Annotated in this window: 15 protein-coding genes; 8 read left to right on the forward strand and 7 right to left on the reverse strand. The window is 72.8% G+C overall.

What is annotated here, in order from left to right; translation table 11 throughout:
• Nucleotides 1–245: 245 nt before the first annotated feature.
• Nucleotides 246–584, forward strand: coding sequence for a transcriptional regulator WblA (wblA, locus tag IE217_RS05240; protein WP_189706502.1), 339 nt, complete (start codon nucleotides 246–248; stop codon nucleotides 582–584).
• A 132-nt stretch (nucleotides 585–716) separates the two neighbouring features.
• Here wblA and bagB read toward each other — a convergent pair whose 3' ends face one another.
• Both bagB and bagA read right to left on the reverse strand, forming a co-directional pair.
• Nucleotides 717–2,144: an ATPase BagB gene (gene bagB / locus IE217_RS05245; RefSeq protein WP_229865039.1), complete on the reverse strand. Its 1,428-nt coding sequence runs from the start codon at nucleotides 2,142–2,144 to the stop codon at nucleotides 717–719.
• Nucleotides 2,141–3,118, reverse strand: coding sequence for an ATPase BagA (gene bagA / locus IE217_RS05250; RefSeq protein ID WP_190176489.1), 978 nt, complete (start codon nucleotides 3,116–3,118; stop codon nucleotides 2,141–2,143). The genes bagB and bagA overlap by 4 nt, the downstream gene beginning before the upstream one ends.
• Nucleotides 3,119–3,224: 106 nt before the next feature.
• Between bagA and sp36 the strand changes: the two genes are divergently transcribed.
• The 4 genes from sp36 to IE217_RS05270 all read left to right on the forward strand — a co-directional run bounded on the left by sp36 (nucleotide 3,225) and on the right by IE217_RS05270 (nucleotide 5,673).
• Entirely contained in the window at nucleotides 3,225–3,383 is a 159-nt protein-coding gene (sp36, locus tag IE217_RS05255) for a Sp36 family protein (protein ID WP_009189813.1), read from the forward strand.
• Complete coding sequence (locus IE217_RS05260; protein WP_190176490.1) at nucleotides 3,380–3,844, forward strand: RidA family protein; 465 nt, start codon at nucleotides 3,380–3,382, stop codon at nucleotides 3,842–3,844. Before sp36 ends, IE217_RS05260 begins: the two co-directional genes overlap by 4 nt.
• A gap of 94 nt (nucleotides 3,845–3,938) precedes the next feature.
• The gene (locus IE217_RS05265) at nucleotides 3,939–4,808 is read left to right on the forward strand and encodes an NUDIX hydrolase (protein WP_190176491.1); all 870 of its coding nucleotides are present in this window, start codon (nucleotides 3,939–3,941) and stop codon (nucleotides 4,806–4,808) included.
• Nucleotides 4,809–4,842: 34 nt separating this feature from the next.
• Nucleotides 4,843–5,673: an MBL fold metallo-hydrolase gene (locus IE217_RS05270; RefSeq protein ID WP_190176492.1), complete on the forward strand. Its 831-nt coding sequence runs from the start codon at nucleotides 4,843–4,845 to the stop codon at nucleotides 5,671–5,673.
• A 35-nt stretch (nucleotides 5,674–5,708) separates the two neighbouring features.
• Here the strand turns inward: IE217_RS05270 and IE217_RS05275 are convergent, their stop codons facing one another.
• Entirely contained in the window at nucleotides 5,709–6,464 is a 756-nt protein-coding gene (locus IE217_RS05275) for a nucleotidyltransferase domain-containing protein (RefSeq protein ID WP_229865041.1), read from the reverse strand.
• Nucleotides 6,465–6,541: 77 nt separating this feature from the next.
• Entirely contained in the window at nucleotides 6,542–7,216 is a 675-nt protein-coding gene (locus tag IE217_RS05280; protein ID WP_009189818.1) for a Crp/Fnr family transcriptional regulator, read from the reverse strand.
• A 320-nt stretch (nucleotides 7,217–7,536) separates the two neighbouring features.
• Between IE217_RS05280 and nth the strand changes: the two genes are divergently transcribed.
• The 3 genes from nth to IE217_RS05295 all read left to right on the forward strand — a co-directional run bounded on the left by nth (nucleotide 7,537) and on the right by IE217_RS05295 (nucleotide 10,828).
• Complete coding sequence (gene nth, locus IE217_RS05285; RefSeq protein ID WP_190176493.1) at nucleotides 7,537–8,643, forward strand: endonuclease III; 1,107 nt, start codon at nucleotides 7,537–7,539, stop codon at nucleotides 8,641–8,643.
• Nucleotides 8,644–8,734: 91 nt separating this feature from the next.
• Nucleotides 8,735–9,508: an NUDIX hydrolase gene (locus tag IE217_RS05290; protein WP_373297958.1), complete on the forward strand. Its 774-nt coding sequence runs from the start codon at nucleotides 8,735–8,737 to the stop codon at nucleotides 9,506–9,508.
• A 120-nt stretch (nucleotides 9,509–9,628) separates the two neighbouring features.
• Nucleotides 9,629–10,828 carry a MarP family serine protease gene (locus IE217_RS05295; RefSeq protein WP_190176494.1) on the forward strand — a complete coding sequence of 400 codons (1,200 nt, stop codon included), beginning with the start codon at nucleotides 9,629–9,631 and terminating at the stop codon, nucleotides 10,826–10,828.
• 364 nt (nucleotides 10,829–11,192) lie between these two features.
• Here IE217_RS05295 and IE217_RS05300 read toward each other — a convergent pair whose 3' ends face one another.
• From IE217_RS05300 to nhaA, 3 genes are all read right to left on the reverse strand, one after another.
• Complete coding sequence (locus tag IE217_RS05300; protein WP_190176495.1) at nucleotides 11,193–12,152, reverse strand: alpha/beta fold hydrolase; 960 nt, start codon at nucleotides 12,150–12,152, stop codon at nucleotides 11,193–11,195.
• A complete protein-coding gene (locus IE217_RS05305; RefSeq protein WP_190176496.1) occupies nucleotides 12,149–12,643 on the reverse strand; it encodes a phage holin family protein in 495 nt (164 codons plus the stop codon). The genes IE217_RS05300 and IE217_RS05305 overlap by 4 nt, the downstream gene beginning before the upstream one ends.
• A 93-nt stretch (nucleotides 12,644–12,736) precedes the next feature.
• Complete coding sequence (nhaA, locus tag IE217_RS05310) at nucleotides 12,737–14,176, reverse strand: Na+/H+ antiporter NhaA (RefSeq protein ID WP_190176497.1); 1,440 nt, start codon at nucleotides 14,174–14,176, stop codon at nucleotides 12,737–12,739.
• Nucleotides 14,177–14,425 lie beyond the last annotated feature (249 nt).

Here is a 14,425-nt window from a genome sequence, read left to right on the forward strand (position 1 = left end):
GTGTGACATCCGGTGTCCCTTGTGGTGCGCCAAGGATGTCCGAACGTGCCGGGAATGTCGCGTATGTCGTCACCTCACTCCCCCGGGTGATCTGCGGCCCACCCATAGTCCGTTCGGGCCATTCAAGATTGGGCCCGCTGGGGGTGTTGCGCCGTGCCCACCTTCCGTAACGTCCTCAACTGGCGGCGGTGAATATGCCGCTGCCGCCGTGGGGGAGCCTCGATTCGGGAGAGGACGGCGCCGGTATGGGCTGGGTAACCGACTGGAGTGCGCAGGCGGCCTGCCGCACTACCGATCCGGATGAACTGTTCGTTCAGGGAGCAGCGCAGAACAGGGCCAAGGCGGTGTGCACCGGATGCCCGGTACGCACCGAATGCCTCGCCGACGCGCTCGACAACCGCGTCGAGTTCGGCGTGTGGGGAGGCATGACGGAGCGGGAGCGCCGCGCACTGCTGCGCAGGCGGCCGACCGTCACCTCGTGGCGCCGGCTGCTGGAGACGGCACGCCTGGAGTACGAGCGCGGGGCGGGCCTGGTGTCCCTCGACGACGACCAGGTCTACGAGAACTACGCGGCGGTCGGCTGAGAGCCGGCAGCGCAGGGGCGCCGTCGGCTGGGCGGCCTTCGCGCGAGCGTCGGGCCCCCGCGTGAGCGGCAGGCACGGCGGGCAGGGCAGGCCCGCCTCGCAGGCTCGCGTGAGCGGCAGGCTCGGGGCTGCCTAGGCTGTCGCCTCCGGTAGCTCTCTGCGGTCGTCCGCGAGACGGTCGCCGATGTCCCGCAGTCCCGCGAGGTCGTGCACGTCGCCGGGCAGCGCGGCCACTTCGGCCACCGCCACTTCGGGATGCAGCGCGGTGAAGCGGTCACGTGTGCGCTGCTCACGGGAGAGCAGCCGCATGCGCTCGGCGTGCAGCCTCAGCAGGCCGGCGGTGACCTCCTCGACGGACGGCTCCGCCGCGGAGTCCGAAGGCTCGGATGGGTCCGAAGAGGGAGAAGCGGAGGATCCGGAAGAAGAGGCATCGGGAGAATCTGAACTGCCGTATGTGTCGGGGGAGTTACGAAGTCCAGCTTTCCCGTCCCCCTGATCCACAATGCGGGACTCCTCAAGATTTTCCGCGGCGGCGAGCGCCCGCTCGGCCGACAGCCGGTCGGCGCCGCTGCCGTGCACCCGGTTGAGCACCAGACCCGCCAGCGGCATCCGCTCCGCGGCCAGCCGCTCCACGAAGTACGCGGCCTCGCGCAACGCGTCCCGCTCCGGGGCCGCGACCACCAGGAACGCCGTCCCGGGCGCCTGGAGCAGCTTGTACGTGGCGTCCGCGCGGGTGCGGAAACCGCCGAAGGTGGTGTCCATCGCGGCCACGAACGTCTGGACGTCCTTGAGCAGCTGACCACCCAGCAGCTTGCCGAGCGTGCCGGTCATCATCGACATCCCGACGTTCAGGAACTTCATCCCCGCGCGGCCGCCCAGCTTCGCGGGGGCGGTGAGCAGCCGGATCAGCCGGCCGTCGAGGAAGGAGCCGAGCCGCTTGGGCGCGTCCAGGAAGTCCAGCGCCGAGCGCGAGGGCGGGGTGTCGACGATGATGAGGTCCCACTCGTCGCGGGCCCGCAACTGGCCCAGCTTCTCCATCGCCATGTACTCCTGCGTGCCCGCGAAGCCCGCCGAGAGCGACTGGTAGAAGGGGTTGGCCAGGATCGCGGCCGCCCGATCGGAGTCCGCGTGCGCCTCGACGACCTCGTCGAAGGTGCGCTTCATGTCGAGCATCATGGCGTGCAGCTCGCCGTCGCCCTCGGTGCCCTTCACCCGGCGCGGGACGTTGTCGAGCGAGTCGATGCCCATGGACTGGGCGAGCCGGCGGGCAGGGTCGATGGTCAGGACGACCACCTTGCGGCCGCGCTCGGCGGCCCGCAGCCCGAGGGCCGCCGCCGTGGTCGTCTTGCCGACCCCGCCGGAGCCGCAGCACACCACGATCCTCGTCTTCGGATCGTCGAGCAGCGGGTCGACGGCGAGGACGGGCGCGGGCGCCAGCCTGCGGTGCGTGTCGTACCCCCGTCCTCCCAGGTCGTGCCCCCGCCCCTGATCGTCGGCACGCTCCTGATCGTCGGAACGCCCCTGCGAGGCGTTCCGCTCCTGCGCCGCATCCGGGCTCATGACATCCCCTGCTTCCGCAGCTCGGTCGCCAGTTCGTACAGTCCCGCCAGGTCCATGCCCTCGGCGAGCAGCGGCAGTTCGTGCAGCGGGAGGCCCAGCTCGCCCAGCACGGAGCGCTGCTCCTGCTCCAGCGCGTACCGCTCGGCGTACTCCTCGGCCTGCTCGAGCAGCGGGTCCACCAGCCGCTCGGCGTTCCCGCCGCGCCGGGCCCCGCCGAGTCCGGCCAGGGACAGCGACCGGGCGAGGGCGGTGCGCGGCACGGTCCGTACGAGTTCCAGATCGGCGGCGTCCAACACCTGCGGGCGCACCATGTTGACCACGATGCGGCCCACCGGCAGCCGGGCGGCGCGCAGTTCCGCGATGCCGTCCACGGTCTCCTGGACGGGCATCTCCTCCAGCAGCGTCACCAGGTGCACGGCCGTCTCGGAGGACTTCAGCACCCGCATGACCGCCTGGGCCTGATTGTGTATCGGGCCGATCTTGGCGAGGCCGGCCACCTCGTCGTTGACGTTCAGGAAGCGGGTGATGCGGCCGGTGGGGGGCGCGTCCATGATCACGTAGTCGTAGACGAAGCGGCCCGCGCGGTCCTTGCGGCGCACCGCCTCGCACGCCTTGCCGGTCAGCAGGACGTCCCGCACGCCCGGCGCGATGGTGGTGGCGAAGTCGATGGCGCCGAGCTTCTTCAGGGCGCGGCCGGCGCCGCCGAGCTTGTAGAACATCTGGAGGTAGTCCAGCAGCGCCAGTTCGGCGTCTATGGCGAGGGCGTACACCTCCCCGCCGCCCGGAGCGACCGCGATTTTCCGTTCCTCATAGGGCAGCGCCTCCGTTTCGAAGAGCTGTGCGATGCCCTGCCGGCCCTCGACCTCGACGAGGAGCGTGCGCTTCCCCTCCGTGGCCAGGGCCAGCGCGAGGGCGGCGGCGACCGTCGTCTTTCCGGTCCCGCCCTTGCCGCTGACGACCTGGAGCCTGCTCACGCCTTCGAGCGTAACCAGTCCCCGCGCGGAGCACGCGGGAGGCTGTGGACAACCGCCGTCGAAGTCGGCCGCGAGCACCCCGGAGGCGAGGGGCTACAGTCGCCCCATGACCAAGTGGGAATACGCAACCGTGCCGCTGCTCGTCCATGCCACGAAGCAGATTCTGGACACCTGGGGCGAGGACGGCTGGGAGCTCGTCCAGGTCGTGCCCGGGCCGAACCCGGAGCAGCTCGTGGCCTACCTGAAGCGGGAGAAGCAGGCATGAGCGCGGTCGAGGCGAAGCTGGCCGAGCTCGGCCTGACGCTGCCGGAGGTCGTGCCTCCGCTGGCCGCCTACCAGCCGGCCGTGCAGTCCGGTCCCTACGTCTACACCGCCGGCCAGCTGCCGATGGTGGACGGCAAGCTCCCGGTCACCGGCAAGGTGGGCCTCGAGGTCACCCCGGAGGAGGCCAAGGAGCTGGCCCGCACCTGCGCGCTCAACGCCCTCGCGGCCGTCAAGTCCGTCGCCGGCGACCTGGACCGCATCGCGCGCGTGGTGAAGGTCGTGGGCTTCGTCGCCTCGGCCGCGGACTTCACCGGGCAGCCCGGTGTCGTCAACGGCGCGAGCGAGCTGCTGGGCGAGGTGCTCGGCGACAAGGGCGTGCACGCGCGCAGCGCGGTCGGCGTGGCGGTGCTGCCGCTGGACGCGCCGGTCGAGGTCGAGATCCAGGTCGAGCTGGCGCCCTGACCGCCGCCGCCGGGCAGCGCCCCGGGCGGCCCTGAACGGGCCCTGACCTCGGGCACCTCTCGAACATTCGCGCACCACGGGATAGCCTCCGCCCATGGCGAATGGGCAGTGGTTTCCCCCGGACTGGCCGGACCGCATCCGCGCGCTCGCGGACGGCACCCTCACCCCGGTCACGCCGAAGCGCGCGGCCACCGTGATGCTCCTGCGGGACACCGGCACCGGTCCGGCCGTGCACATGCTGCGCAGACGCGCCTCCATGGCCTTCGCCGGGGGCGCGTACGCGTACCCGGGCGGGGGAGTCGACCCCCGTGACGACGACCACCTGGTGCGCTGGGCGGGTCCCACGCGCGCGTGGTGGGCCGACCGGCTCGGCGTGGACGAGACGGAGGCGCAGGCGATCGTCTGCGCGGCCGTGCGGGAGACGTACGAGGAGGCGGGCGTCCTGCTCGCCGGGCCCGGCCCCGACTCCGTCGTCGGCGACACCACGGGAGCCGACTGGGAGGCCGACCGGGGCGCCCTGGTCGCCCGTGAGCTGTCCTTCGCCGAGTTCCTGGACCGCAGGGGCCTGGCCCTGCGCTCCGACCTGCTGGGCGCCTGGACGCGGTGGATCACGCCGGAGTTCGAGCCCCGCCGCTACGACACCTGGTTCTTCGTGGCCGCCCTGCCCGAGGGCCAGCGCACCCGCAACGCCTCCACGGAGGCCGACCGCACGGTGTGGATCCGGCCGGGCGACGCGGCGGCCTCGTACGACAGGGGCGAGCTGCTGATGATGCCGCCCACCGTCGCCACCCTGCGCCAGCTGATCCCCTACGGCAGCCCCGCCGAGGCCCTGGCGGCGGCGCCCGCCCGCGATCTGACGCCCGTACTCGCGCGGGCCCGCCTGGTGGACGACGGGGTGGTCCTGTCCTGGCCGGGCCACGACGAGTTCACCAAGCACATCCCGGCCGGCGCCGGCCCCGCCTGATCGCCGCACCGACGTCCAGGAAGGTCCCCCTCGCATGACGGACGCAGCAGCGCTCCCCGGCCGGCCCCGGGGCGGCGTCCTCACGGGTCCCGCCACCGCGCGGGCGGTCAACGTCCTCGCGCCCAACGCCTCCGCCATGACCCTCGACGGCACCAACACCTGGATCGTCTCCGAGCCCGGCTCGGAACTCGCCGTGGTGATCGACCCGGGGCCGCTGGACGAGGGCCACCTGAGCAACGTCGTCGGCACGGCGGAGAAGGCCGGCAAGCGCGTCGCGCTGACGCTGCTGACCCACGGGCACCCCGACCACGCGGAGGGCGCCGCCCGTTTCGCCGAGCTGACCCGCACGCGCGTGCGTGCCCTCGATCCGGCGCTGCGGCTGGGCGACGAGGGCCTCGGCGCCGGGGACGTGATCGAGGTGGGCGGCCTGGAGCTCAGGGTCGTACCCACACCGGGACACACCGCGGACTCCCTGTGCTTCCACCTCCCGGCCGACCGGGCGGTGCTGACGGGGGACACGATCCTCGGCCGCGGTACGACGGTCGTGGCCCACCCCGACGGCCGGCTCGGCGACTACCTGGACTCGCTGCGCCGCCTGAGGTCGCTGACCGTCGACGACGGCGTCCACACGGTGCTGCCGGGCCACGGGCCCGTCCTGGAGGACGCCCAGGGCGCCGTCGAGTTCTACCTCGCTCACCGCGCCCACCGGCTCGCCCAGGTCGAGACGGCGGTCGAGGACGGCCACCACATCCCCGCGCAGGTCGTCGCCCACGTGTACGCCGACGTGGACCGCTCCCTGTGGCCGGCGGCCGAACTCTCGGTCCGCGCCCAGCTGGACTACCTCCGCGAGCACGGCCTCATCTAGCCGCCTCATCCAGCCGTCTCGTCGAGCCCCGGCCGTCACTGCCCCGCGCGGGCCGCCTTGACGCCGTGCACGCGCGCGTACTCCATGGCGAGCCAGGGCCCCAGATCGTCGACGTAGGAACGCAGCACGGCGGGATCGCCCACCGGCTCCCGGCCGTACGCCGCCGCCGAGGCCATCTGCGCCTCCCGCGCGGGGTAGTACGCGCCGAAGACCCGCGCCATCTCGCGCAGATCGCTGGTCCAGCCCCGCCACCGGGGCATCACCAGCGTGAAGCCCGTACGGACCAGGTGCCGGGACATGAAGCGCACCAGCGGCCTGCGGGCCTCCTCGGTGTCGTCCGCCGCGGCGATCCGCTCCCGCCACCGGGGCAGGTGCCGGGCGAGGTCGCCGTTGGTCTCCCGGGCGAGGGGCGGGTCGTCGGGGCGGTAGCGGGGGAGGCGGGCGGCGAGGTCCTCGCCCAGCAGGGGGGTGCACAGGCAGGCGACGAACCAGCCGAGGTCGTACCGCTCCCCCTCGCTGAGCAGCCTGTCGCGGCTGAAGAGGAGGGTGCCTGTGCCGTCGATCTCGGCGAACTCGGCGTCGAGTTCCGCGCCGAGCGCGTGGGCGGTTCGGTGGTCGGCCTCCGCCGGGTCGTGGCGCAGGGCCACCAGGAGGTCCAGGTCGCTGCGGCCCACGCGGGCGGTGCCGCGGGGGACGGAGCCGTAGAGGTACGCGCTGTGCAGCCCCGTGCCGAAGGCGCGCGGCAGGCGGGCGCGGGCCGCGGAGACGACCGGGCGGAAGGCGTCCTGCACGCGCGCGAGGGATCCTTCGCGCGCGATGTGCCCGTCCGGGGTGAGGCCCTTGCCGCCGGGGCCGGCGGACTCGGCGGTCAGCGGGACCTCTTGGCCAGCCGCTCCACGTCCAGCAGGATCACCGCGCGCGCCTCCAGGCGCAGCCACCCGCGCTGGGCGAAGTCCGCGAGGGCCTTGTTCACGGTCTCGCGGGAGGCGCCGACCAGCTGGGCCAGCTCCTCCTGCGTCAGGTCGTGCACGACGTGGATGCCCTCCTCGGACTGCACGCCGAAGCGGCGGGAGAGGTCCAGCAGGGCCCGGGCGACACGGCCCGGCACGTCGGAGAAGACCAGGTCGGACATCTGGTCGTTGGTCTTGCGCAGGCGCCGGGCGACGGCGCGCAGCAGGGCGCCGGCCACCTCGGGCCGGACGTTCAGCCAGGGCTGGAGGTCGCCGTGGCCCAGGGCCAGCAGCTTGACCTCGGTGAGCGCGGTCGCGGTCGCGGTGCGCGGGCCCGGGTCGAAGAGGGACAGCTCCCCGATGAGCTCGCCGGGGCCGACCACGGCCAGCATGTTCTCGCGGCCGTCGGGGGACGTGCGATGCAGCTTGACCTTGCCCTCGGTGACCACGTAGAGGCGGTCGCCGGGGTCGCCCTCGTGGAACAGCGAGTCGCCACGGGCGAGGGTCACCTCCGTCATGGAGGCGCGAAGCTCCGCGGCCTGCTCGTCGTCGAGCGCCGCGAAGAGCGGATTGCGCCGCAGAACGTCGTCCACGAGTTCTCTCCTTGTCGACCTGCTCAGGGGATCTTGCTCCCCCGTGTGCCAGGGGTCCGTGTTCCCCATTTTGCCGGACGGTCCAAACAGTGTGATCTGTCACAAGGATGCCGCACAGGTGTGCCGGGGTAAGCGGCAGGGGGCCAATCGGGCGCCGATCTTCGGGGGCCGGGGCGGATGTCCGTGCCGGGCCTTAGGCTGGCCGGGTGTCCAAATCGCCGGTGAGAGCACAGGCCGAGGGGGCTGGGCGGGTGGTTGTACGTCAGGATTCCGCTGTGGGCGAACATGAGCCCGACGACGGCAAGAAAACGGCAAAAACGGTGAAAAAGGCCACTGGGAAGCAGGCGGCTGGGAAGAAGGCCGCGGCCACGGGGAAGAAGGCGGCCGCCGACACGGGCGCGAAGACCTCGGCCGAGAAGGCTCCCGCCAAGACGGCCGCTGCCAAGAAGGCCGCCGTCAGCAAGGCCGCTGCCAAGAAAGCCCCTGCCAAGAAAGCCCCTGCCAAGAAAGCCCCTGCCAAGAAAGCCCCTGCCAAGAAGGCCGCCGCCAAGAAGGCCGCGCCTCCGCGGAAGGTGGCCGTCGCGCCCAAGAAGGCCACCGCCGCCGTGGCCGGGGCCTCGCCCGCGAAGACCGTCGCCCCCAAGCCCCCGGGCGGCGAGTCGCGCACCGCCCTCGTGCGCCGCGCCCGCCGGATCGACCGCGAGCTCGCCGAGGTGTATCCCTACGCCCACCCCGAGCTGGACTTCGAGAACCCCTTCCAACTGCTGGTCGCCACGGTCCTGTCCGCCCAGACCACCGACCTGAGGGTCAACCAGACCACGCCCGCGCTGTTCGCCAAGTACCCCACCCCCGAGGATCTGGCGGCCGCCGTACCGGAGGAGGTCGAGGAGATCCTGCGGCCCACCGGCTTCTTCCGGGCGAAGACCAAGTCGGTCATGGGCCTGTCCAAGGCGCTGGTCGAGGAGTTCGGCGGCGAGGTGCCCGGCCGCCTGGAGGACCTCGTCAAGCTGCCCGGCGTCGGCCGCAAGACCGCCTTCGTGGTCCTGGGCAACGCCTTCGGCCGCCCCGGCATCACCGTGGACACGCACTTCCAGCGGCTGGTGCGGCGCTGGAAGTGGACCGAGGAGACCGACCCGGACAAGATCGAGGCCGCCGTCGGCTCGCTCTTCCCCAAGAGCGACTGGACGATGCTGTCCCACCACGTGATCTTCCACGGCCGCCGCATCTGCCACGCCCGCAAGCCCGCCTGCGGCGCCTGCCCGATCGCCCCGCTCTGCCCGGCGTACGGCGAGGGCGAGACCGACCCGGAGAAGGCGAAGAAGCTGCTGAAGTACGAGAAGGGCGGCTTCCCGGGCCAGCGGCTCAAGCCCCCGCAGTCCTACCTGGACGCGGGCGGCAAGCCGGCGCCGCCGCTGGGGGCCGGATGACGGCCCGCGCGGGCGCACGGCCCGCCGCCGCGGAACGATCGCGGGGCCCTCGGGCGTTGGACACGGCAGGACGACGGGGACGGGGGTGGCGATGACGCGGGCGGGCGAGACGCACACGAGCGGGACCCACGCGGGCGCGACCCGGGCCGGCGGACCGCGGGCGGGCGGTACGGCGCACGTGGACGGGGCGCGGGGCGGTCCGGTGGAGCTCAGCAAGGAGGGGCTGCCCGGCTGGCTGGAGCCGGTCGTCCGCGTCGTCGAGACGGTACGTCCCGTCCAGCTCAGCCGCTACCTGCCGCCGGAGGACGGCGCGGGCCGCCAGTCGGCCGTGCTGGTCCTCTTCGGCGAGGGCGCGCGCGGCCCCGAGCTGTTGCTGATGGAGCGGGCGACCTCCCTGCGCTCCCACGCGGGCCAGCCCTCCTTCCCCGGCGGGGCGCTCGACCCCGAGGACGGCGACCCGCGGGGCGAGGGACCGCTGCGGGCCGCGCTGCGCGAGGCCGAGGAGGAGACCGGGCTCGACCCGGCCGGCGTCCAGCTGTTCGGCGTGCTGCCCCGGCTCTACATCCCGGTCAGCGGCTTCGTCGTCACGCCCGTGCTCGGCTGGTGGCGCGAGCCCAGTCCGGTCGGCGTCGTCGACCCGGCCGAGACCGCGCGGGTGTTCACCGTCCCCGTGGCGGATCTCACCAACCCGGACAACCGGGCCACGGCCGTGCACCCCAGGGGTCACCGAGGTCCGGCATTCCTGGTCGAATCGGCCCTCGTGTGGGGCTTCACGGCCGGGATCATCGACCGCCTGCTGCACTTCGCGGGGTGGGAGCTGCCCTGGGACCGCGAGAAGCAGGTCCCGCTCGACTGGCGGTCATGACAGGGTGGGCACCGTGCCGTGCTGCCCGGGGGACGCCGTGTCCTGCCGTCGCCGCGCGGCCGGCCGGACACCCGGCCCTCCGGTGGTGATCGACAAAATGATGAGGCGAGGCTCGACGCGGTGAACGTGCTGGACATCCTGCTGCTGGTCGCCGCCGTGTGGTTCGCGGTCGTCGGGTATCGCCAGGGCTTCGTCGTAGGTGTGCTGTCGGTGATCGGCTTCCTGGGCGGCGGCCTCGTCGCCGTCTACGCCCTGCCGCTCATCTGGGACGCCCTGACGGACAACACTCCGGTCAGCACCACGGCGGCGGTGGTCGCGGTCGTCGTGGTCATCGTCTGCGCCTCGGTCGGCCAGGCCCTGACCACCCATCTCGGCAGCAGGCTGCGGGTGTTCATCACCTGGTCCCCGGCGCGCGCCCTGGACGCCACCGGCGGCGCGCTGGTCAACGTGGCCGCGCTGCTGCTGGTCGCCTGGCTGCTCGGCTCGCTCCTGGGCGGCACGACGATACCGACCGTCGGCAGGGAGGTCCGCAACTCCCGGGTGCTTTTCGGGGTGTCCGAGGTGATGCCCGCACAGGCCGACACCTGGTTCACGGACTTCACCTCCGTCCTCGCGCAGAACGGCTTCCCGCAGGTCTTCAGCCCGTTCGCGAGCGAGCCCATCACCGACGTGCGGCCACCGGACCCGGCCCTGCGCAACAGCGTGGTGGCCGAGCGCGCCCGGCGGTCCGTCGTCAAGGTCGTGGGCACCGCGCGCAGTTGCGGCAAGGTGCTGGAGGGCAGCGGATTCGTCTTCGGCGACCGCCGCGTCATGACCAACGCGCACGTCGTCGGCGGTGTCGACGAGCCGACCGTCCAGATCGGCGGCGAGGGCCGCAAGTACGACGCGAAGGTCGTGCTGTACGACTGGCACCGCGACATCGCCGTGCTCGACGTACCCGATCTCAGGGCGCCCGCCCTGCGGTTCACGGACACCGACGCGCGCAGCGGCGACGGCGCGATCGTGGCCGGCTTCCCGGAGAACGGGTCGTACGACGTGCGCGCCGCGCGCGTGCGCGGGCGCATCACCGCCGACGGCCCGGACATCTACCACCGCGGCACCGTCCGCCGTGACGTCTACTCGCTGTACGCCACCGTCCGCCAGGGCAACTCCGGCGGTCCGCTGCTGACGCCCGAGGGGCGGGTGTACGGCGTGGTGTTCGCCAAGTCGCTCGACGACGCCGACACCGGTTACGCGCTCACGGCGGACGAGATCAAGCAGGACATCGCCAACGGCCGTACCGCGAACCAGCAGGTGGACAGCGACAACTGCGCGCTGTAGCCGGCGCGGTCAGCCGCGCGGGTGACGCAGGCGTACGGAGACCCAGCGGGCGCGGCGGCGCAGGATGCGCGGAATGCCCACCTGTGGGTCCGCGCCCGTCGGCCGCGGTGCGCCCATGTGGGGTCCCGGACCGCTCGCCGAACGGCGGGTGCGTGCTACGTCACTGTAGTCGTGCGTCCAGCCCATACCCCGACCTCTGCCCCCGCCCCAAGGTCGATAACCGCCCGCCGGGGCCCCAATTGGCCTATGCGCCGGGCAAGTGGCCGTTCGTAGGACAGGTGTTCACGTTCGGGTGCCGGGCGCACCTGCGGAGTCACCGGCCGGGGCAGTGGCGGGCGGGTCAGCGGCGGGGTCACCGGCCGGGTCAGCGGTCCGGTTCGGGGTCGCGCAGCCAGTTGATGAGTTCGGTGGAGAACGCCACCGGGTCCTCCTCGTGCGGAAAGTGGCCGAGGCCGTCGAACAGGCGCCAGCGGTACGGCGCCTCGACGTACTGCCCGGAGCCCGCCGCGCTGCGGGTGCGCACCACGGGGTCCAGGGAGCCGTGCAGATGCAGTGTGGGCACGCGCACGGGCCGCTTCATCCTGCGGTAGAACTGGATGCCGTCCGGACGCGCCAGCGAGCGCACCAGCCAGCGGTACGGCTCGATGGAGCAGTGCGCCGTCGAGGGGATGCAGATCGCCCGGCGGTACGTCTCCACCGCCTCGTCGTCCGGCAGCCGCGGCCCCGACCAGTCCCGTACCAGACGGGCCACCAGGGCGCCGTCGTCGGCGATCAGCCGGCGCTCGGGCAGCCAGGGGCGCTGGAAACCCCAGATGTACGAACTCGCCGCCGTCTGGCGGGCGTCGGCGAGCATGGCGGAGCGCCAGCGGCGCGGGTGCGGCATGGAGGCCACGGCGAGGCGCCGTACGAGCTTGGGGCGCATCGCCGCCGCCGTCCACGCCAGGTAGCCGCCGAGGTCGTGGCCGACCAGGGCGGCGTCGGGCTCGCCCAGGGAGCGGATCACACCGGTGATGTCGAGGGCGAGGTTGGCCGGGTCGTAGCCGCGCGGGGTGCGGTCGCTGCCGCCCACCCCGCGCAGGTCCATCGCCACGGCGCGGAAACCGGCGTCGGCGAGGGCGGTCAGCTGGTGCCGCCACGCCCACCAGTACTGCGGGAAGCCGTGCAGCAGCAGCACCAGCGGCCCGTCGCCGAGCTCGGCGATGTGGAAGCGCGCGCCGTTGGCGGCGACGTCCCGGTGGGTGACCTTACGGCCGCCCGGGAGGTCGATCCGTACGATCTGCGCCGGCTGGGTCGATTGCGCCGAAGGGGTGGCGGGCTCCGTCATGAGGACGAGCGTGCCACAGCCTCGATCGCCTGGGGGGCCCGGTCCTCGAGAGCGGGGGTCTCGGGACGCGGATGCGGCTTGGCCTTCTGGAGCACTCCGGCCGTCTCCTTCACCGAAGCGGCGACCTTCTGCGGGCCCTTGCTCTTCTTGGCCTTCTTCGCGAAGACCACGCCGATCAGGGCGAGGCCGCCGGCGACGAGGACGTTGGCGGCGAAGGACAGCAGGAAGCAGACCGCGAGGTTCCAGCCGCTCCAGGTCCGGATCCCGTACGCGAGCGCGAAGTTGAGCATCGGCAGGGAGAACAGCAGCAGCACGCCGGCCGCGCTGAACGCGCCGCCGCTGGTGGCGCCCCGCTTGACGTCCTGCTTCAGCTGGGCCTTGGCCAGCGCGATCTCGTCGTGCACCAGCGCCGACAATTCGGTCGTCGCCGAGGCGAACAGCTGGCCGATGCTGCGTTCGGCGCCGACCGGGCTGCCGTCGGGTGCGCTCATCGCGGTCTCCCTCTCCTGCTCCTGCGTGGACCTGGCCGCGCTGCTTCGCGACCTGTCTTTTGTACCGTCTGTCTTTTGTACTGTCCCGTCAGATCATGCCGGACCGTCCTTCTCCCCGCCTGCCCCGCCCGGCACTTCGGCAAGCCGCTTTGCCCGTTCGGCCGCCTTCTCGCGGGCGAGGCGGCGGTGCTCGGCGGCCCTGCGCTCCAGGATGGCGGCCATCCGCAGGTGGTAGTCGGGGTCGTCCTGCTCGTACACGTCGGGGACGCCGTCGAGGTCGTCGTCCCGCTCCTCGGCCTCCCACAGCCGCCGGTAGCGGGCGTTGCGCACCTTCAGCAGTACGGTGGCGAACGCGGCCGCGATCAGGGAGCCGACGAGGACGGCGGCCTTGACCTCGTCGGTCAGCGTCGCGTCGCCCTGGAAGGCGAGCTCGCCGATCAGCAGGGAGACGGTGAAGCCGATCCCGGCGAGCGTGGCGAGGGCGAAGACGTCGGCCCAGGCCAGGTCGTCGCTGAGCGAGGCGCGGGTGAAGCGCGCGGTGAGCCAGGTCCCGCCGAAGATGCCGGCCGCCTTGCCGACGACCAGGCCGAGCACGACACCCAGCGTCTCCGGCCTGGTGAACACGTCCGCGAGCGCCCCGCCCGAGATCGACACACCCGCGCTGAACAGCGCGAACAAGGGCACGGCCAGGCCCGCCGACAGGGGGCGCACGAGGTGTTCGACGCGCTCGCCCGGGGAGTGCTCCTCGCCCTCCCGTGTGGTGCAGCGCAGCATCAGGCCCATCGCGACGCCGGCGATGGTGGCGTGCACGCCGCTGTTGTACATCAGTGCCCAGACGACCAGCGCCAGCGGCACGTACACATACCAGCCGCGTACGCCCCGCCGCAGCAGCAGCCAGAAGAGGACGAGGCCGGCGACGGCCCCGCCGAGCGCGGCGAAGTTCAGCCGGCCGGTGAAGAAGACCGCGATGATCAGGATGGCGAACAGGTCGTCGACGACCGCCAGGGTCAGCAGGAAGGCGCGCAGCGCGCTGGGCAGCGAGGTGCCGATGACCGCGAGCACGGCGAGCGCGAAAGCGATGTCGGTCGCGGTGGGCACCGCCCAGCCGGCCTGCGCGCCGCCTCCCGCGAGGTTGGTCAGGGCGTAGACGGCCGCGGGCGTCGCCATGCCGCACAGCGCGGCCACGACGGGCAGCGCGGCGGCCCTCGGGTCCTTGAGGTCGCCCGCGACCAGTTCGCGCTTGAGCTCGATACCGGCGACGAAGAAGAACACCGCGAGGAGTCCGTCGGCGGCCCAGTGCTCCACCGACAGGTCGAGGCCGAGGGCGGCGGGGCCGAAGTGGAAGCGGGCCACGCTCTCGTAGCTCGCGTGCAGGGCCGGGAGGTTCGCCCAGACGAGGGCGGCGATCGCGGCGAGGAGCAGCAGGACGCCGCCGACCGTCTCGGTGCGCAGCGCTTCCGCGACGAAGTTCCGCTCGGGCAGGGACAGGCGTCCGAGGACTTTGCGGGCGGGGGTGGTGCGGGGCGCGGCCACGGGAACCTCCGGTCGGTGGGCAGGACGGATCGCGTGCCGACCAGACTTCCCGGCGCACCTGAGGAGCTTCAGCCTGGGCTGGAGCCATGTGTTGAGTTGTCGCTTTGCTTACTTTACCTAAGGTGGGGCGGGCGGGTGCGTCCGTCGTACTTCCGGCGGGTGCCCGAGCCGCGGAGCCGTGAGGCCGCGGGGACGCTGCGCGGTCGCGAGGACGCGGGAAGGGGCACCCGGCGCGTGTGCGACCGGGTG

Source organism: Streptomyces naganishii JCM 4654 (assembly GCF_014650575.1).
Lineage (GTDB): Bacteria > Actinomycetota > Actinomycetes > Streptomycetales > Streptomycetaceae > Streptomyces > Streptomyces naganishii.